This window comes from Enterococcus sp. AAFC-DPL-6103 (assembly GCF_058216595.1).
The window spans coordinates 2,574,738-2,594,120 of the sequence record NZ_CM177102.1 but is presented as its reverse complement, the minus strand read 5'-3'; the positions used below and the strand labels follow the sequence as shown (position 1 = coordinate 2,594,120).

15 protein-coding genes are annotated in these 19,383 nt (G+C 36.5%); 7 read left to right on the top strand and 8 right to left on the bottom strand.

The window, feature by feature from the left end; translation table 11 throughout:
* Nucleotides 1–144: 144 nt before the first annotated feature.
* Genes AC4BC3_RS12455 through gor form a run of 3 tightly spaced genes read left to right on the top strand, consistent with a single transcriptional unit; the run spans nucleotide 145 to nucleotide 3,715 of the window.
* Nucleotides 145–1,068, top strand: coding sequence for a peptidase U32 family protein (locus tag AC4BC3_RS12455; protein ID WP_206911219.1), 924 nt, complete (start codon nucleotides 145–147; stop codon nucleotides 1,066–1,068).
* Nucleotides 1,069–1,087: 19 nt separating this feature from the next.
* Nucleotides 1,088–2,332 (top strand): peptidase U32 family protein, encoded by a 1,245-nt coding sequence (locus AC4BC3_RS12450; RefSeq protein ID WP_490466650.1) that lies wholly within the window; start codon nucleotides 1,088–1,090, stop codon nucleotides 2,330–2,332.
* 36 nt (nucleotides 2,333–2,368) lie between these two features.
* Complete coding sequence (gor, locus tag AC4BC3_RS12445) at nucleotides 2,369–3,715, top strand: glutathione-disulfide reductase (protein WP_490466649.1); 1,347 nt, start codon at nucleotides 2,369–2,371, stop codon at nucleotides 3,713–3,715.
* A gap of 64 nt (nucleotides 3,716–3,779) precedes the next feature.
* Here gor and AC4BC3_RS12440 read toward each other — a convergent pair whose 3' ends face one another.
* The 4 genes from AC4BC3_RS12440 to AC4BC3_RS12425 all read right to left on the bottom strand — a co-directional run bounded on the left by AC4BC3_RS12440 (nucleotide 3,780) and on the right by AC4BC3_RS12425 (nucleotide 7,810).
* On the bottom strand, nucleotides 3,780–4,766 hold the full coding sequence (locus AC4BC3_RS12440) for a polyprenyl synthetase family protein (protein WP_490466648.1): 987 nt from the start codon (nucleotides 4,764–4,766) through the stop codon (nucleotides 3,780–3,782).
* A gap of 21 nt (nucleotides 4,767–4,787) precedes the next feature.
* Nucleotides 4,788–5,354 carry a Gx transporter family protein gene (locus tag AC4BC3_RS12435; RefSeq protein WP_071869254.1) on the bottom strand — a complete coding sequence of 189 codons (567 nt, stop codon included), beginning with the start codon at nucleotides 5,352–5,354 and terminating at the stop codon, nucleotides 4,788–4,790.
* Between the two features lie 11 nt (nucleotides 5,355–5,365).
* A complete protein-coding gene (locus AC4BC3_RS12430; protein WP_206898144.1) occupies nucleotides 5,366–5,776 on the bottom strand; it encodes a NusG domain II-containing protein in 411 nt (136 codons plus the stop codon).
* 99 nt (nucleotides 5,777–5,875) lie between these two features.
* Nucleotides 5,876–7,810: an NAD(P)/FAD-dependent oxidoreductase gene (locus AC4BC3_RS12425; protein WP_490466647.1), complete on the bottom strand. Its 1,935-nt coding sequence runs from the start codon at nucleotides 7,808–7,810 to the stop codon at nucleotides 5,876–5,878.
* A 277-nt stretch (nucleotides 7,811–8,087) separates the two neighbouring features.
* Here AC4BC3_RS12425 and pplA point away from each other — a divergent pair, with 277 nt between their 5' ends.
* The 3 genes from pplA (at nucleotide 8,088) to menA (ending at nucleotide 11,208) form a co-directional block, all read left to right on the top strand.
* Nucleotides 8,088–9,020 carry an extracellular electron transfer flavoprotein PplA gene (gene pplA / locus AC4BC3_RS12420; protein WP_206908602.1) on the top strand — a complete coding sequence of 311 codons (933 nt, stop codon included), beginning with the start codon at nucleotides 8,088–8,090 and terminating at the stop codon, nucleotides 9,018–9,020.
* 126 nt (nucleotides 9,021–9,146) lie between these two features.
* Nucleotides 9,147–10,244 (top strand): FAD:protein FMN transferase, encoded by a 1,098-nt coding sequence (locus AC4BC3_RS12415; protein WP_206908594.1) that lies wholly within the window; start codon nucleotides 9,147–9,149, stop codon nucleotides 10,242–10,244.
* A 10-nt stretch (nucleotides 10,245–10,254) separates the two neighbouring features.
* Nucleotides 10,255–11,208 (top strand): 1,4-dihydroxy-2-naphthoate polyprenyltransferase, encoded by a 954-nt coding sequence (menA, locus tag AC4BC3_RS12410; protein ID WP_490466646.1) that lies wholly within the window; start codon nucleotides 10,255–10,257, stop codon nucleotides 11,206–11,208.
* A gap of 54 nt (nucleotides 11,209–11,262) precedes the next feature.
* On the opposite strand, the gene AC4BC3_RS12405 is transcribed toward menA, so the two are convergent.
* The 4 genes from AC4BC3_RS12405 to AC4BC3_RS12390 form a co-directional block, all read right to left on the bottom strand.
* Nucleotides 11,263–12,231, bottom strand: a complete 969-nt coding sequence (locus AC4BC3_RS12405; RefSeq protein ID WP_490466645.1) for a biotin--[acetyl-CoA-carboxylase] ligase — start codon at nucleotides 12,229–12,231, stop codon at nucleotides 11,263–11,265.
* Between the two features lie 110 nt (nucleotides 12,232–12,341).
* Nucleotides 12,342–13,145: an ABC transporter ATP-binding protein gene (locus tag AC4BC3_RS12400; RefSeq protein ID WP_490466644.1), complete on the bottom strand. Its 804-nt coding sequence runs from the start codon at nucleotides 13,143–13,145 to the stop codon at nucleotides 12,342–12,344.
* Entirely contained in the window at nucleotides 13,142–14,047 is a 906-nt protein-coding gene (locus AC4BC3_RS12395) for an ABC transporter permease (RefSeq protein ID WP_490466643.1), read from the bottom strand. Before AC4BC3_RS12395 ends, AC4BC3_RS12400 begins: the two co-directional genes overlap by 4 nt.
* Nucleotides 14,048–14,069: 22 nt before the next feature.
* Nucleotides 14,070–15,041: an ABC transporter substrate-binding protein gene (locus AC4BC3_RS12390; RefSeq protein ID WP_206908571.1), complete on the bottom strand. Its 972-nt coding sequence runs from the start codon at nucleotides 15,039–15,041 to the stop codon at nucleotides 14,070–14,072.
* Between the two features lie 719 nt (nucleotides 15,042–15,760).
* On the opposite strand from AC4BC3_RS12390, the gene rpoB reads away from it, so the two are divergent.
* A complete protein-coding gene (rpoB, locus tag AC4BC3_RS12385; RefSeq protein WP_206908569.1) occupies nucleotides 15,761–19,378 on the top strand; it encodes a DNA-directed RNA polymerase subunit beta in 3,618 nt (1,205 codons plus the stop codon).
* The last annotated feature ends 5 nt before the right edge of the window (nucleotides 19,379–19,383 follow it).

Here is a 19,383-nt window from a genome sequence, read left to right as displayed (position 1 = left end):
AAAATCAATTTTGATTTTTGTGCCATTTTTTACTGTTTAACTAAAGACCAAAATATATTTTCGAAAATCCAACTTTAAATATAAGGACTATTGGAAAGTTTTTAGACCTATGCTACTATTATGAGGTTGTAGAAGGAGGTAACTATGATCGAAATCATAACTACTGTTGAATCATTTAATCAAGCAGAAGAATTATTAAACGCTGGAGTTGACACTTTATATTTTGGAGAAGAACAATTCGGTTTACGTTTGCCCGCTTCATTTACTAGAAATGAACAGCGCGAATTAGTTGAATTAGCACATAAATATGGAAAAAAAGCGAATATCGCTGTCAACGGCATTATTCATCCTGAAAAAATGAAGAAAGTGCCAGAATATCTTCAATTTTTAAAAGAAATTGGAACAGATGTCATTACAGTAGGCGACACTGGAATTATTTATACGATGAAGAAAAATCCAGAGTTACGTTTGCCATTTGTCTATGATGGCGAAACACTTGTAACGAGCTCACGCCAAATCAATTTTTGGAGTAAAAAAGGAGCAGTTGGTGCAGTTTTATCGAGGGAAGTTCCTTTTGATGAAATGAAATCGATGGCAGAATCACTAGTAGTTCCAACAGAAATTTTAGTATACGGAGCAACTTGTATCCATCAATCCAAACGACCATTATTACAAAATTATTATAATTACACACAACAAACAGAGGAAGTTGGACGTGAAAGAGGTCTTTTCATTTCTGAACCTAAAAAAGAAGAAACTCACTATTCGATTTATGAGGATAGTCACGGTACACATATCTTTGCAAGTAATGATTTGAATTTAATGAATGAGTTGGAACAATTAAATACTTATCATTATCGAACTTGGAAATTAGATGGTTTATTTACTTCAGGAGATGCTTTCGTTGAAATTGCTGAGTTATTTGTCGAAGCAAAAAATTATATTTTAGCAGGAAGTTGGAACGAAGAAATAGCAATCGAATTAACAGAGAAGGTTCGTAAATTGCATCCAGAAAATCGAGAATTGGATACAGGATTCTTTTATATTGATCCTACTTCAATCAAATAAGGAGTATGACGAAAGAAAAATGACAACCAAAAAGAAATTAAAACGTCCGGAAGTCCTAGCTCCGGCTGGAACATTAGAAAAATTAAAAACTGCTATTCATTATGGTGCTGATGCTGTATATATCGGTGGAAATGCTTATGGATTAAGGAGTCGTGCGGGTAACTTCACTTATGAAGAAATGGCTGAAGGTGTTGCTTTTGCAAAAGAACATCAAGCAAAAGTTTATGTAGCTGCAAATATGGTGACACATGAAGGAAATGAAGAAGGAGCAGGAGAATTTTTCCGCAGTTTACGTGATGTGGGTATTTCTGCTGTGATTGTTTCTGATCCAGCATTAATTGAAATTTGTGCGACAGAAGCACCCGGTTTACCAATACATTTATCAACACAAGCTTCTGCCACCAATTTTGAAACTTTGGAATTCTGGAAAGAAGAAGGGTTAGAACGCGTTGTCTTGGCTCGTGAAGTATCAATGGAAGAAGTTGCAGTTATTCGTGAAAACACGGACATTGAAATAGAAGCATTCATCCATGGCGCCATGTGTATTTCGTATTCTGGTCGTTGTACGCTCTCTAATCACATGTCGATGCGTGACGCCAACCGTGGTGGATGTTCACAATCATGTCGTTGGAAATATGGGTTGTTTGATATGCCGTTTGGGCAAGAGCGTAATAGTTTGACAGATTCCGGAGAAATTGAAGAAGAGTTTTCAATGAGTGCTGTAGATATGTCTATGATTGAGCATATCCCTGAACTAATCGAAAACGGGGTAGATAGCTTTAAAATCGAAGGTAGAATGAAATCAATTCATTACGTTTCTACGGTTTCAAATGTTTACAAGGCAGCAGTAGATAGCTATATGGCTGATCCAGAAAATTATGTATGCAAGCAAGAGTGGATTGATGAATTGTGGAAAGTTGCACAAAGAGAATTAGCAACTGGTTTTTATTATGATACACCAAGTGAGAATGAACAATTATTTGGTGCACGACGTAAAATCCCTGTTTATAAATTCGTTGGAGAAGTTTTAGCTTATGACGATGAAACGAAGATGGCAACAATTCGTCAAAGAAACTTATTTTCTATTGATGATGAAATCGAGTTTTATGGTCCTGGGTTCAATCATTTCTATCAAACGGTAGAAGTTATGTATAATGAGGACGGCGAATCAATTGACCGTGCACCAAATCCAATGATGATTTTAACAATGCCGGTTGAGCAACCAGTTAAACCAGGTGATATGATTCGTAAAAAGAAAGAATAATGACCGGGGAAACTCGTCTTTTCTAGGAGGAACGAAATGAAAACCTATGATTATATCGTGGTTGGTGGAGGATCCGGAGGGATTGCTTCTGCAAACCGTGCGGGTATGTATGGCGCGAAAGTTTTATTGATTGAAAGTAATGAACTTGGTGGGACTTGCGTAAATGTTGGTTGTGTACCTAAAAAAGTGATGTGGCAAGCAAGCACGATTTTAGAAACAATTGAACGAGATGCATCAAGCTATGGGATTCAAGCAGATGTAATGAAGGTCGACTTTTCCGAATTAGTAGAAAAACGTCAAAAATATATCGACTTTTTACATGGAGCTTATCAACGAGGATTAGATAGTAATCAAGTAGATGCAGTTAAAGGATATGCAACATTTATTGATAGTCAAACAGTTGAAGTAAATGGTCAACGATATCAAGCACCTAGAATTTTAATTGCGACAGGCGGTCGTGCGAGTCAAATGACAATCCCTGGTGGTGAATACACGATCGATTCTAACGGATTCTTTGAATTGACTGAGTTACCAGCGCGAACAATTGTGCTTGGTGCAGGATATATTGCTGCAGAGCTTTCTGGCGTATTACAAGGTTTTGGCAGCGAAGTAATGTGGGCCTATCGTAAAGAAAGGCCTCTACGAACATTTGATAAGATGCTATCAGATAACTTGATTGAAATATACCAAGCAGCAGGAATGAAAACTTTTGCTAACCATACAGCTGTTGAGATTATCAAAAATAATGAAGACTATACTGTTATTTTTGATAATGGTAATACATTAACGGGTGATTGTGTACTATTTGCTGGTGGTCGCGTACCTAATACTAAAAATCTTGGACTAGAAAATACAAATGTGACACTTACAAAAAAAGGTTTTGTTCAAGTCGACAAATATCAAAATACAACAGATGAACATATTTTTGCTGTAGGGGATGTCATTGGAAAAATCGATCTAACACCAGTAGCGATTGCTGCAGGTCGTCGCTTGTCAGAGCGTTTGTTTAATGGCAAGAAAGATGAGTATTTAGATTATAACTTGGTTCCAACAGTTATCTTTACACATCCACCGATTGCTACGATTGGCTTGACAGAAGAACAGGCGCTAGAAAAATATGGCGAAAAAGAAATCAAAGTTTATCGCTCACGTTTTACGCCAATGTACTTTGCCTTAAGTGACTATCGTCAAAAATGTGAAATGAAACTGATTTGTGCTGGAAAAGAAGAGAAAATTGTTGGGTTACATGCGATTGGTGTAGGTGTAGATGAAATGTTACAAGGTTTTGCTGTTGCTATCAAAATGGGCGCAACAAAAGCGGATTTTGATAACACAGTAGCTATTCATCCTACTGGTGCAGAAGAATTTGTGACTATGCGTTAGAAAATTTACAAAATTAAAAACGTTCAAGCAAAAAAATCTTTATTGATTTTTTGCTTGAACGTTTTTAATTTGTTCTAGTCAAGATGGTTTGTGTTAAAGTTAATAAATTTTCTTTGGTTTGCTCGGTTGTTTGAGGTAATTTTTGAATGTCTTTCAAAGCAGCCTCTGTATATTTAGTAGCTAGTTGTTGCGCTTGTTTGACACCACCAAATTCATGAACTAGTTGTCGAACTTTATTGACATCTTCAAGGGTCATATTCGTTCTTTTTTCTAAATAAGGGAGTAAAGCAGCCTGTTCCTTTTGCAAAGAATAAATCAATGGTAGCGAGTAGACACCTTGACGCATGTCTTCCAAAACGGGTTTACCAATTTCCTCACTGTCCTGTGTGTAATCTAAGATATCATCAATGATTTGAAAGGCAATGCCGATATTTTTGCCAATTTCACCTGCTTTTTTAGCAAAATATTCAGATGTACCACTTTCATAGGCACCAATAAAACAACTTAATTTAAAGAGTTCAGCTGTTTTTCCCGAGATATTTTCTAAATACTCTTTTACAGATAAATTGTATTGATAACGATCATCCATTTGGCCAAGTTCACCATCAAGGACTTTTTCCATACTTCTTGAGTTAAGTTGTAAACTTTTAAGTGATGTTGAGTAGTCTGATAATAACTTGAAACAACAAACAAATAAATAATCGCCTGCATATACGGCAACGGTGTTCCCAAATTGATTACGTAAAGTGGGCTTTCCCCGGCGTAAATCTGATTCATCAACGATATCATCGTGAATGAGTGTCGCTGTGTGTAACATTTCAATTGACGCAGCAAGTGAGATTGCTTTGTCACGATCACGTTCTGATCCAAATTGTGAAAAAAGTAATTGATAAGCTGGTCGTAATAATTTTCCACCAGCATGAATTGTTTCGCGAATTGCTTGTTCGACAGGTTTATTTTTAAGATTGATGATTTTTTCCATTTTGGTTAATGTAGCTTCTAGTTCTAAAGCTAAAGTTGGGTAATTTTTCCACATTGGATGTAGATTCATAAAAAACTCCTCGTATAACGATTATTTTTTTAAAAACACTGGACTCCATTTTTGTTTGGTTTCCCGTTCATAATCCAGTTGGAATCGTTGAAGTGTTTGGACATGCTGTAATAAATAATTTGCGGCAATACCAATTGCGATTCCAGATAAAATGCCAAAAATTGAAAGGACAGGTAGGTACAGCATAACTGTCCAAGATTGAGCAATAAAGGACGCAGTGACTAATTGGCCTACATTATGCATAAAACCACCTGTAGCACTGATTCCAATAATGCTGACACGTTTTGGTCCTAATTGTTTTATCAAAAGCATGCCAAAGTAACTTAATAAAGCACCACTCATACTATAAAGAAAAGTTGAAATTGTTCCACCAAGTAAAGTTGTTAGAAATAATCGCAACCAAATCAAGAGGAAACTATCTCTTTTTTTCATTGTAAAAATAGCTACGATGGTAATCAAATTTGCTAATCCTAATTTTGCACCAGGAGCAAAAGCAAACGGGTAAGGAATCATATTTTCTAACAAGCCAATAATGACTCCTTGGGCTACGAGTAAGGAGATATAAATCAATTTTTGTAGTTTGCTCATAATTTTTTCAGCTAGTAAATCAAGCTGTCTTCCTCACTCCCGTCTGTTGATCGAACTTCGATCACTAATTTATGAGGTAAGCAAACAATTGTTTCGCCGTTTTTCGTTACCCATCCGCGACGAACGCAAATTTGATCCCCACAATCTGCTTCTTTCATTCGTATTTTATCACCGGCGATTTCAATAATATTGTAGTCACCATCTGCATCTGTATATGTGTAAGTGTAGCTTTTATTTCCACTGATTAAAGGAAATGTTTTGATTTCTGTTCCATCTACGCGTAAAACAGCTTCTTTTTCTGCAACGGACTGGCTTTGTTGACTACCAAAAATAATAATTGGCAAAAAAGAAAGGACAATCAAAAGCATAATGATGAAGATATCCCATGGTTTGAGTAAACTTTTCTTGATAAAATCTTTCATTCTGTAATTGACCTCCTTGTTCCAGAATAACTGCTCCAATTTTAGCATAGGAACAAAAGAAAGTCCTAGGCTTCCCTAGAACTTTCTTCTAAAATCATTTTATTTTTCGCCGTAGCGAGCTTTTGGTCTGCCATACCACCAACTACCTAGTGTACTTTGCAACCATGGGATGACCCAACGATCTAAACCAATTGCACGACCAGAACCATTCATAAGTGCGAATGCTACAAAGATAAACCAAATGTTTACCCAATAGAACATACCTGATAGACAGAAAGTAATGACAAGAACGATTGTTGTTGCACTACATAACCATGTAAACAATCCTGCAATCAATGCTAATGCTAAAGCAATTTCGAAGAAGACCATAAATTTTTGGAAGAACATTGCAACATCATTATTTGGCATAATAAATTGCATGATTTTTGTAAACCAATTTGGTGATTTTTCGATAACAGCCATTGGCTGTTCACCATAAGCGTAACTTAAACCAAAATGCGCAGCTTGCGTCGCTGTTTCTGCAGTTGCTTCACCAGCGCCACTTGCAGCTGTTGTTGCATCACCGGCTGCTGATGCACCACTTGCTACATCAGTAACATTGTATTCCCATGTCCAAGGGAATACACTATTTCCTTGGAACCATGAACCTTCACCAAACCAAGTGCTAGGTTTTAGTACTTCACCGTCACCGACAATTTTCTTGCCAGCTTCGATAAACCATACCAAACCGTAGAAAACGCGAAGTGGAACACTCCATAAAACATTTCCGTAGCGTGAAGAATGTCCACGGGCAACATTACGATCATCTTTGATATGGAAGAATTCATGCATCAAGTATTGGAACATATAGTAACCAGAACGAATATCAAAGAAATATTTCAAGTTGACGATATGTTTCATGATAATAGCTAAAAATCCGCTTAAATGAATTTTATCAAATAAGTTTGCGACGCCCCATTTAGCACCGATCGAAACCATAAATCCTTGATAGTTTCCTTTGAATTTATGTTTCTCGCCACCTTTGATAGAAGCGACGATGTTAGCAGCAGCAGTATGACCTGTTTGTTCAGCTGCTTGAACAATTTGAGGAGTTGGTGTATTTGGAAATTCTTCATAGAATACCAAGTCACCAATAATATAAATATTTTTATCTTCGTATCCTTTAGCTTGCATGTATTCGTTAGCAACAAGACGTTGGCCACGAGCTGTTTCAAGACCAAAGTCAGCAGCATCAGTTGTACCTTTGACACCAGCTGTCCAGATCAATGTATGTGTTGGAATTTGACGTCCGTCTTTTAATTTAATATGATTGGCATCAACTTCAACGATTGGAGAGTTTAGTAACAACTCAACTTGATGTTTTTGTAAGTAACGCTCTGCTTTAGCGGCGTCATTACGATCAAGCATATTTAAAATCGTTGGCATTGCTTCAACCACCATTAAAGTGATTTCGTTTGGATCTAATTTATAGTCTTTCGCTAAACGCGCTTTCCAATCGATTAATTCACCAATCATTTCAATTCCAGTGAATCCAGAACCACAGACAACAAATGTTAGCATTGCTTTTCGTAAAGCATCATCTGGTTCAATTGCAGCTTTAGCAACCGTTGTTTCAATGTGTTCACGAATTTTTACTGAGTCTTCAAATGACCAAAGCGTGAATCCATGTTCCTTCACTCCAGGAGTTCCGAAATCATTTGGCTCGCCACCCATACCTAAAATCAATTGATCAAATGGATAAGTACCTAGTTTTGTTTTAACAATTTTCTTTTCTTTGTCGATACCAATTACTGTATCGGTGACTAATTGCACATTTTTTTGGCGAGAGAATAAATGCTGTAAGTCATATTGAATGGCTTCTGGCTCAACACGCCCTCCGGCAACTTCATGTAGTTCTGTCATCATAGTGTGATAAGAATGGCGATCAATCAAAGTGATCGTTACGTCTTCTTTTTTAAGTTTTTTTGCCAGTAATTTTGTTGCTGACACACCGGCATACCCTGCACCTACAACGACAATATTTTGCTTTGTCATTGATAATCCGCTCCTTAGTAAACATTTCAGTTTGATAATTATTACACAATCCTTTTACATTATATATACGTTATGTAAATTTGTCTAACTCCTTTTTCATTTTTTAATCAAAAGATTATTAAGCGTTTTTTTCACGAAAATTACTGAAAGAAAACGATTTATACGTTCGTGTTATTTTTTTTTAGAAAACGGTTGACTTATTGGTATGATTCATTAGAATGTATAATGAATCACAAATTATTTATAAGAATTATAAAAAGGGATTGGTGGGTTAATAATGAAAAAGAATCGTTTTGTAACTGGATTTGCTGTTTTAGCTTTTTCAGCCTTGGTATTAGGAGCTTGTGGAGCAGATAACAACAGTAGTTCAGACAGTTCAACTTCAGAGTCTTCAGTTGCACAATCTTCACAAAGTTCAACAACAGAATCAACTGCAACAGTAATTGCAGGTGGAGAATTACAAGATGGCACATATAAATTGGAAGAAAAAAATTATTCAAATGGTTATCGTACAGTGTTCACAATGGTTGTTAAAGATGGAAAGATCACTGAATCAAACTATGATAATGTAAATGAAGATGGAAAATCAAAACAAGAAGATGCTGATTACAATAAAAATATGAAAGCAAAATCTGGCACAAATCCAGAAGCATTTATTCCTGAATTAAATGAAAAATTTGTTGAAGCACAAAACCCAGGTGATGTAGAAGTAGTAACAGGAGCAACTCACTCATCAGAAAGCTTCCAAAACTACGCTCAACAATTAGTTCAAGCTGCTCAAGCTGGAAACACAGAAACAATTGAAATTGATAATGGTGCTGACTTGAAAGACGGTACTTATAAATTAGAAGAAAAAAATGAAAAAAATGGTTACCGTACAACATTTGAATTAACTGTAGCTGACGGTAAAGTTACAAAATCAAACTTTGATTACATCAATGCAGATGGAAAATCAAAACAAGATGATGAAGAATACAACAAATCAATGAAAGAAAAAAGCGGAACTGCTCCAGAAACATACATCCCAGAACTAAACGAAGAATTAGTTAAAGTGATGAGTGAAGAAGACGGTTCACCAGCTGATGTAGAAGTAGTAACAGGTGCTACACATAGCTCACATTCATTTATTATGTATGGTCAACAATTGATCAATGCTGCTGAAAAAGGCGACACAAAGACAATTGAAGTTGACAACATCGTAACTAAATAATTAAACAAGAAATGATGACGGGCTGATCACTTAATTGAGATCAGCCTCTTTCTTTTTGATATCGACCTTTTCATTTAGAAAAAAAGAAGGTATGATAACTTAAGAATAAGTAAAAAGGGGAAAATTATGCGAAAAAAATTACTACTTTCCTTACTAGCCGTATGTACTTTAGTTGCACTAGTTGGTTGTGGTTCATCATCTGAAAAGACAGTAGAAAGTGATAAACCAGCCAAAGGAATTCTAAGTGAACCATATGCACAAGAAAAATTTTTGTTAGGAACTTATGTGCGAATACGAGTATATGATGAAGGAAAAGAGTCTGTATTAACACCAGCCTTTGATCGTGTGAAAGAATTGGGCGATAAAATTACAATTAATCAATCAGGCTCTGAGATTGATGAGGTCAATGCACAAGCAGGTATTAAACCTGTTAAAGTTTCTGATGATGTTTATTCACTTGTAAAAAAAGCGTATGAATATAGTGAAGATTCTCGCGGCGGTTTTGACATGGCAATTGGTTCAGTAACACAGCTGTGGCGCATTGGTTTTGATGATGCAAGAAAGCCATCGCAAGAAGAAATTGATCAAGCTTTAAAATTAGTTGACTATCATAAAATTGAACTAAACGATGAAGAGAAAACTGTTTACTTAAAAGAAAAAGGAATGATCATTGACTTAGGTGCAATTGCTAAAGGGTACATTACTGATGAAGTTATCAAAGTACTTAAAGATAATGGTGTAACAACAGCAATTGTTGATTTAGGTGGAAATGTGTATGTTTTGGGACACAGTCCTCGTGGAAAAAATCAAGATTGGAATGTAGGCATTCAGGATCCTAATCTTGCTCGCGGTTCTGTTTTAGGAACAATCAAAGAAAAAAATAAAACATTGGTAACTTCAGGCATATATGAACGGTATTTGGAAGTAGATGGCGTGAAATACCATCATTTATTTGATCCTAAAACAGGTTATCCTTTTGATAATGACATTGCCAGTGTGACAATCATCACAAACAAATCGATTGATGGGGATGGTCTTTCAACAGCTGTTTTCTCAATGGGTGTGAAAAAAGGGTTATCTTATGTTGAAGAACTAGACAATGGAACAAATGCTATTTTTGTTACCAAAGAAGGAAAAGTCTATGTGACTGATCCAATCAAAGATGAATTTAAGTTAGCAGAAGACTCAGATTACGCAATGGGTGATCGTTCAAAGCTAGAGTAGGAGTAAGCAGATGTCACTGAAAATTTTTTTAGAAGTCGTTGAGATTCGAACAAAAGTGGCAAGTGTATTTCCTTTTGCGATAGGGGTTTTATTCTCTATCGCTTTTTTTCATGAAGTACACTGGTTAAGTACACTTTTATTTTTTATAGGAATGTTAGTTTTTGATTTGGCAACAACGGCAATCAATAATTATATGGATTATCAAAAAGCGCATTCAGAAGTTTATAAATATCAAGAAAATGTAATCGGTCGAACAAAAACTTCACCGAAAATTATTCGAAATATGATTTTAGGAATGATTGCATTTGTTTTTATTATCGGCATCATTTTAACGATTCAAACGGGTTGGTTATTGTTAGTGATGGGTGCTATTTGTTGCTTTATTGGTGTGTTTTATACTTTTGGGCCAATTCCGTTATCACGTATGCCACTGGGAGAAATTTTTAGTGGATTTACGATGGGCCTAGGAATTTTTGCAATGGTCGTATATGTCAATACTCATAGTACAAATGTATATGATTTAATGATTGATTTTCAAACCGGTAATTTTGCTTTGGAAGGGAATTTTTGGGCAGTTGCAGCTATTGTTCTTGCTTCCTTACCATTAGTTTTTACAATTGCTAATATCATGCTAGCCAACAATTTAAGAGATCTTGATCGAGATATTGAAAATCATCGTTATACCTTAGTGTTTTATATTGGTCGTCCAGTGGGCACAGTCCTTTTTCAAAGCTTAATGTATGCTAGTTATATAGCTATATTATTAGGACTGTTAACAGGTGTGTTTGAATGGCCGATCTTGATTATACTAGCAACTTTTCCGAAAATTCATGGGAACTTGCAAGCATTCAAAAAGAGTTTGCCACAGCCAATCAGTTTTAGTTACTCTATCAAAAATATGATTTTATTTAACGGCAGTTATGTTCTAGGATTATTGTTAACCATTCTTTTTCAAAATATTTAATAAAAAATACGCATATCTTATGATAAAAATTTTGTCATAAGGTATGCGTATTTTTTAATTGATTGATGAAAGACTAATCTCCCCAGAAGATAATACTTTAAGTTCTTGAGGTGTTTGAACGACTAATTCACCTGTATCAGTAATTGATTTAGCAACCCCATGGTAGGTGGTGCCTTTTTGGATAAAAGAGACTTGTTTACCTAACACAAATGATTTTTTTCGATAGAAGGACAAGTATTCTTTATTTGCTGGTTCACGTAAATAAGTAAATAATTCTTTCCAAATTTCAATGATTAATTGATTACGAGTAATCAAAGCATGTCCATCAGGAAATATTGAAGTTGCTTTTTGCTGTATTTCTTGGGGAAATTCGTTTTGAGGCAATGAAAAATTAATGCCCATCCCAATAATCACGTGACTGATCCTGCCAGATTCCATATCACTAATTGCTTCTGATAAAATGCCACAAATCTTTTTACCATTGACATAAATATCATTGACCCATTTGATTTGAGTTGATACTCCTGTAAGTTTTTCAATTGCTTTGGCACAAGCGCTAGCTGCAACCAAAGTGTATTGAGGTAACTCATCAAATTCTTGGTTAGAATGCAAAAGTAAACTCATGTAAATGCCACGTCCTGGTTCGGCAAAAAAAGGCCGACCGAAGCGTCCACGTGCGTTTTCCTGCATGTCTGCAACAAATAATGTTGGATCGTCGGTTCCCTTCGCGGCAGCTAGTTTTGCATCTTGCATTGTTGATTGGGAAGTAGTCATTGTCTTCACGTGTAAACGTGGTTGATCGTTCTGAAGTTCCTGTTTGATTTCCGTTGCATCTAGTACATCAGAAGGTAAATAGCGGTAGCCAATAGGACCGTGTTCGAATTGATAGCCAGCTTTTTCTAGTTCTTTGATTGCTTTCCAAACACTGGTACGAGAAAGTTGTAGTTCTTGGGCGATTTTTTCTCCAGAAAGAAATGTCGTTGAATTTTTTAATAAGCGAAGTACAGTATCTTTTGTAGCCATCTGGTTATCCAACTCCTTTTTTGCTATTGTATCAAATTCTGACTTTCTTCGTATACAATAGTAAAAAGTTAATTTCCGCTGATTGAATTTTTGTAGATTACAAAGAATGTTTAAGCTAAAAGAACGGTGTCTTCTTTGAGTGTGGTACCACTATTTTTTTTGAAAAGATCAAGTAATTTAGCAACAGTTAATTGTTGTTTTTCTTCATTTGTAATATCCACAACGATTTGCCCTTGATGCAACATGATTAAACGATTGCCGTAACGAATAGCATCTTCCATATCATGCGTAACCATAAAAGCTGTTAATTTTTGTTCCTGAATTAATTTCTGAGTCAATTCCATTACAGTGGCAGAAGTTGCCGGATCAAGTGCAGCGGTATGTTCATCTAATAAAATCAATTCGGGGCGTTGTAGCGTTGCCATTAACAATGTGATTGCTTGGCGTTGCCCGCCAGATAATAAGCCGATTTCTGTGGTCAAACGATTTTCTAATCCTAAATTCAAACTTGCTAGTTGCTCTTTAAAAAATTGACGATCCCGAGGTTTTACGCCACGAAAGAAGCCACGTTTCTTTCCTCGTTTCATTGCAAGAGCTAAATTTTCTTCAACAGTTAAACGAACAGCTGTCCCTAGTTTGGGATCTTGGAATACACGGCTGATATTTTTAGAACGTTCTACTACCGATTTTTTGGTAATGTCTTGTTCACGCAAAATAATTTTTCCTTGATCGGCGGTAAAAGTTCCTGCGATACTATTAAGTAAGGTAGATTTTCCAGCACCATTCCCGCCAATAATTGTTACAAAATCAGCTGGTTGAAGTGAGAGATTAATTCCCTTTAGTACGTGATTTTCGTTTGTTGTTCCTTTTTCAAAAGTATGGTGTAAATCTTTAATTGTCAGTACAGTACTCATTTGTTGTTCCCTCCTCGATTGAATTTAGGAATACGCAATTTTTCTTGAATTTGTGGGAAAGATAAACAGATAACTAAAACTAAAGCAGAAGCCAATTTGGAGTCACTAGGTTCGACATTTAATTCGAAAACGAGTGCTAAAATAAAACGATAAATTACTGCACCAAGAATGATTGTCAAGAAACGTGAAAGTAGTGGCTGGTTACGGAACAAGACTTCTGCAATGATGATCGAAGCTAAGCCAATAACGATTGTGCCAATTCCAGAGTTTAAGTCAGCAAAACCATTGTTTTGTGCAAGTAAGGAGCCAGCTAAAGCAATGCAACCGTTCGAGATCATATAGCCAATAATTTTCATGTTATCCGTGTTGATGCCATTTGCTTCGCTCATCGCTAAGTTGTCTCCTGTTGCTCGAATTGCAAGTCCTGTTTCTGTTCTTAAGAAAAACACTAGTAGAAAAACAATCAGTAAAGCGATACACAAACCTACAATTAAAACGGCGGTTGTTTTTGAGACGCCCAATGACTCAACCCATTCAAAAATAGTGGGCTGTCCAAGCAGTGAGATATTAGGTGCGCCCATCACTCGTGAAGTCACAGAATACAAGCCTGTCATGGTGATGATTCCTGCAAGTAATGCAGGAATTTTGAGTTTTGTATGAAGCAATCCGGAAACCAATCCAGCCAACGCACCGCCTAAAAATCCTAGTAGGCAAGCAAGTAAAGGATGGATGCCTGTTGTAATACTCATTGCCGCTATCCCAGCACCTAAAGGAAAACTTCCTTCAGCAGTTAGATCAGCAATATCTAAAATACGAAACGTAATATAAACACCAATTGCTAATAATGCCCAAAGAACACCTTGTGAGGCAGAAGATAAGAAAATTGAAAATAGATTTAACATATTTTGTTCCTCCTATTGTTTGCTACTCAGCTGCTTTAATACTGGCAGGATCAATTCCTAAATCATCAGCCATTTTTTCATTTACAATTAGTTCTAAATCATTTGCAGATTCAACAGGAAGTGAGTCAGGTGTTGCTTTTCCATCAAGGATTTTTGCAGCCATGATTCCAGTTTGTTTTCCAAGTTTTTCATAATCAATGCCGACAGTTGCAAGTCCACCTTCTTTTACTTGTGCAGCTGAACCAGCAACGACAGGAGTCTTTGTTTCTTTTGCTACTTCACCAACGACACTTGCGGCACTAGCGAATGTATTGTCTGTTGGAATATAAATGCCATCAACGTCTTTGGCTAAACTTTTCGTTACTTGTTGAACATCGTTGGTTGAGTTAGCAGTTAAAACTTTTACTTTAATTCCAGCTTTTTCTAATTCTTTTTGAGCAAGATCACCTTGAAGTTTAGAGTTTGCTTCGCCGTTGTTGTACATGATTCCGATTTTTTTTGCATTCGGAACAATGCTTAGTAATAAATCAATTTGTTTTTTGATTGGAACCATATCAGAAGTGCCAGTTACATTTCCTCCGGGTTCTTTGTTGGACGCAACTAGTTTGGCTTCTTTCAAATCAGTCACTGCAGTAACAGTAATCGGAATAGTTGTCGTTTCATTTAGTAATGATTGAGCAGCAGGTGTTGCGATTCCCAACAATAAATCAGGTTTTTCTTTGACTAATTTTTCGCTCATACTTTTTAAGTTATCTTGATTGTTCTGAGCGTTTTGATAATCAATTGTTAAATTTTTTCCTTCAACGTAACCACCTTCTGACAAACCTTCTTTGAAACCTTTATAAGAATCGTCAAGAGAATTATGTTGTACAAGTTGAAGTACGCCCACCGTTTTCATTTCTTCATCGCCATTTTTTGCTTCGCTTTTTTGAGCACAACCACCTAGTGCAAGTAATACTGTTAGTCCAAGTCCAATTAATACATTCTTTTTCATTTGATTTCCCCCTTAGTTTTAAGAAACAAAAAAATCCATTCAGACATGACGTCTAAATGGATTCGAAAAAGCGAGAAAATAAATAGAAAAGTATGGTACCAGAAATACTTTGTATTTTCTTTGCTTAGCCACTTAGCGTAATGTCTACGTGGCTTTTTGCGTAATACAAAGTTCTTTAGCCATCATAGATACAAACAAGTTGTTTAACGTTTGTATCCATCATGATGAATACAAACCTATCTAAAGTAGCTAAAGAAAAAGTTATTCAGTTGTGTTGGTTTTATTCGATTAGTTATCATAGTAATTCCTCCACAAAATGAATTTCCTCAATCTTAGCAAAGGGGTTTTGGTCTGTCAATACAAAAGTGATCAATGAAAAAAATTGATAGTAGATGAAAGAATTAAGAAAAGGTTGCGAAAGCAAGTGAGCAAAGCGATGAGAGGTTGACTTTTGTACGAAATACGTGTATTATATGAAGTTGCAAAAACTATCTGATGAATGAAAGGCAGAAACGAAATATTGTCCGTTTCGGCTTTATAAGAGAAACAAAAGTAGGAGCTCACGAAAGTAAGTTTTCAAGAGATTGTTCTATTTTTGGTTTTTTTTTGCCTAAAAGCCGCAAAAAATGTCTGTTGTTACCTAAAAAAAATATATGAAATATTTTTGTAACAATTAGTCGGGTAGTCTTTTTGAATGACATTTTAGAGGGGTGAAGAGCTTGGCTGGACACGTAGTAAAATACGGAAAACATCGCGAACGTAGAAGTTTCGCACGCATCAGTGAAGTGTTGGAATTACCAAATTTGATTGAAATTCAAACAGACTCTTACCAATGGTTCTTAGATGAAGGACTTAGAGAAATGTTTGAAGACATTTTGCCAATCGATGATTTTAATGGCAACTTATCTTTGGAATTTGTGGATTATGAACTTAAGGAACCTAAGTATACAGTAGCAGAAGCTCGCGCACATGATGCTAACTATTCTGCACCATTACATGTTACTTTGCGTTTAACAAATCGTGAAACAGGTGAAATCAAAGCACAAGAAGTATTCTTTGGTGATTTCCCACTAATGACTGAACAAGGTACATTTATTATCAATGGTGCTGAACGTGTAATTGTTTCTCAATTAGTTCGTTCACCCGGTGTTTACTTCCATGGGAAAGTAGACAAAAACGGAAAAGAAGGCTTTGGATCAACAGTTATTCCTAACCGTGGCGCTTGGTTGGAAATGGAAACTGACGCAAAAGATATTTCTTACGTACGTATCGACCGTACACGTAAAATTCCTTTGACTGTTTTAGTTCGTGCATTAGGATTTGGTTCTGATGATACGATTTTTGAAATATTTGGTGATAGCGAAACATTGCGTAATACTATTGAAAAAGATTTGCACAAAAATGCAAGTGATTCACGTACAGAAGAAGGTTTGAAAGATGTTTACGAACGTTTACGTCCAGGAGAACCAAAAACAGCAGATAGTTCTCGTAACTTATTAAATGCTCGTTTCTTCGATCCAAAACGCTACGACTTAGCAAATGTTGGTCGTTACAAAGTAAATAAAAAATTAGATTTAAAAACACGTCTATTAAACTTAACATTAGCTGAAACGTTAGTTGATCCAGAAACTGGTGAGATCATCGTTGAAAAAGGAACTGTGTTGACACACCAAGTGATGGAAACATTAGCTCCATTTATTGACAATGGTTTGAACTCAGTTACTTATTACCCATCAGAAGATGGTGTAGTCACTGATCCAATGACTGTCCAAGTGATTAAAGTATTTTCACCAAAAGATCCAGAACGTGAAGTTAACGTAATCGGTAATGGCTACCCAGAAGCAGCTGTTAAGACTATTCGTCCCGCAGATATTGTTGCTTCAATGAGCTACTTCTTGAACTTAATGGAAGATATTGGAAATGTTGATGATATCGATCACTTAGGTAATCGTCGTATCCGTTCAGTTGGTGAATTATTGCAAAATCAATTCCGTATTGGTTTAGCTCGTATGGAACGTGTGGTACGTGAAAGAATGTCTATCCAAGACACAGAAACATTAACACCACAACAATTGATTAATATTCGTCCAGTTGTAGCAAGTATCAAAGAATTCTTTGGTTCTTCACAGTTGTCACAGTTCATGGATCAAACAAATCCATTGGGTGAGTTAACACATAAACGTCGTCTATCAGCCTTAGGGCCTGGTGGTTTGACTCGTGACCGTGCTGGTTATGAAGTTCGTGACGTTCACTATTCTCACTATGGTCGTATGTGTCCGATTGAAACTCCTGAAGGTCCGAATATCGGATTGATTAACAGTTTGTCAAGTTATGCAAAAGTTAATAAGTTTGGTTTTATTGAAACACCATATCGCCGAGTTGATCGTGCGACAGGACGCGTTACTGATCAAATTGATTACTTAACTGCAGACATCGAAGACCACTATATCGTTGCCCAAGCAAATAGTATTCTAAATGAAGATGGTACATTTGCTGAAGACGTTGTAATGGCTCGTGCACAAAGTGAAAACTTAGAAGTTTCTATTGATAAAGTTGACTATATGGACGTTTCTCCTAAGCAAGTAGTAGCTGTTGCGACAGCATGTATTCCTTTCTTGGAAAACGATGACTCCAACCGTGCCTTGATGGGTGCTAACATGCAGCGTCAAGCTGTTCCGTTGATCAATCCACAATCACCATGGGTTGGTACTGGTATGGAATATAAATCTGCGCATGACTCAGGTGCTGCATTATTGTGTAAACATGATGGTGTCGTTGAGTATGTAGATGCTTCAGAAATCCGTGTTCGTCGTGACAATGGTGCATTAGATAAATATGTTGTAACAAAATTCCGTCGTTCAAACTCTGGAACAAGTTATAACCAACGCCCAATCGCTCTTTTAGGCGAACGCGTTGAAAAAGGTGATACTTTAGCAGATGGACCTTCTATGGAACAAGGTGAAATGGCACTAGGACAAAACGTTTTAGTTGGTTTCATGACTTGGGAAGGTTACAACTATGAAGATGCGATTATCATGAGTCGTCGTCTTGTAAAAGATGATGTTTATACTTCAATCCATATTGAAGAGTATGAGTCAGAAGCTCGTGATACAAAATTAGGACCTGAAGAAATTACTCGCGAAATCCCTAACGTTGGGGAAGATGCTTTGAAAGACTTAGATGAAATGGGTATTATCCGCATTGGTGCGGAAGTTCAAGATGGCGATTTACTTGTTGGTAAAGTTACTCCAAAAGGTGTAACTGAATTATCAGCAGAAGAACGTTTGCTACATGCAATCTTTGGCGAAAAAGCTCGTGAAGTTCGCGATACTTCATTACGTGTACCACATGGTGGTGGCGGAATCGTTCATGATGTAAAAATCTTTACTCGTGAAGCTGGCGATGAATTATCACCAGGTGTTAACATGCTCGTTCGTGTTTATATCGTTCAAAAACGTAAAATTCATGAAGGAGATAAGATGGCCGGTCGTCATGGTAATAAAGGGGTTGTATCCCGTATTATGCCAGAAGAAGATATGCCATTCTTACCTGATGGAACACCAATCGATATCATGTTGAATCCATTAGGGGTACCATCTCGGATGAACATCGGACAAGTATTAGAATTACACTTAGGTATGGCTGCACGTCAATTAGGAATCCACGTAGCAACTCCTGTATTTGATGGCGCGACTGATGAAGATGTTTGGGCAACAGTTCGTGAAGCTGGTATGGCTAGCGATGCTAAAACAGTTCTTTATGATGGTCGTACTGGGGAACCTTTCGATGGACGTGTATCTGTTGGGGTTATGTATATGATTAAACTTGCCCACATGGTTGATGATAAATTACATGCTCGTTCAATTGGACCTTACTCATTGGTTACGCAACAACCATTGGGTGGTAAAGCTCAATTTGGTGGACAACGTTTTGGGGAAATGGAAGTTTGGGCACTGGAAGCTTATGGTGCTGCTTATACCCTACAAGAAATCTTGACATACAAATCGGATGACGTTGTTGGTCGTGTGAAAACATACGAAGCAATCGTTAAGGGCGAACCAATTCCAAAACCTGGTGTACCAGAATCATTCCGTGTATTAGTTAAAGAATTACAATCATTAGGTTTAGACATGCGCGTCTTAGATATCCAAGATGAAGAGATTGAATTACGCGACATGGATGACGAAGATGATGATTTGATTACAGTAGATGCTTTAACAAAATTTGCTGAACAACAATCTGCAAAAGAATTAGAAAAACAAGCTGCAGAACAAGTTGAACAAGTGCATGAAGATGCAATCCAAAACTTTGAAACTGCAGAAGATAAATTAGACTAATCCGG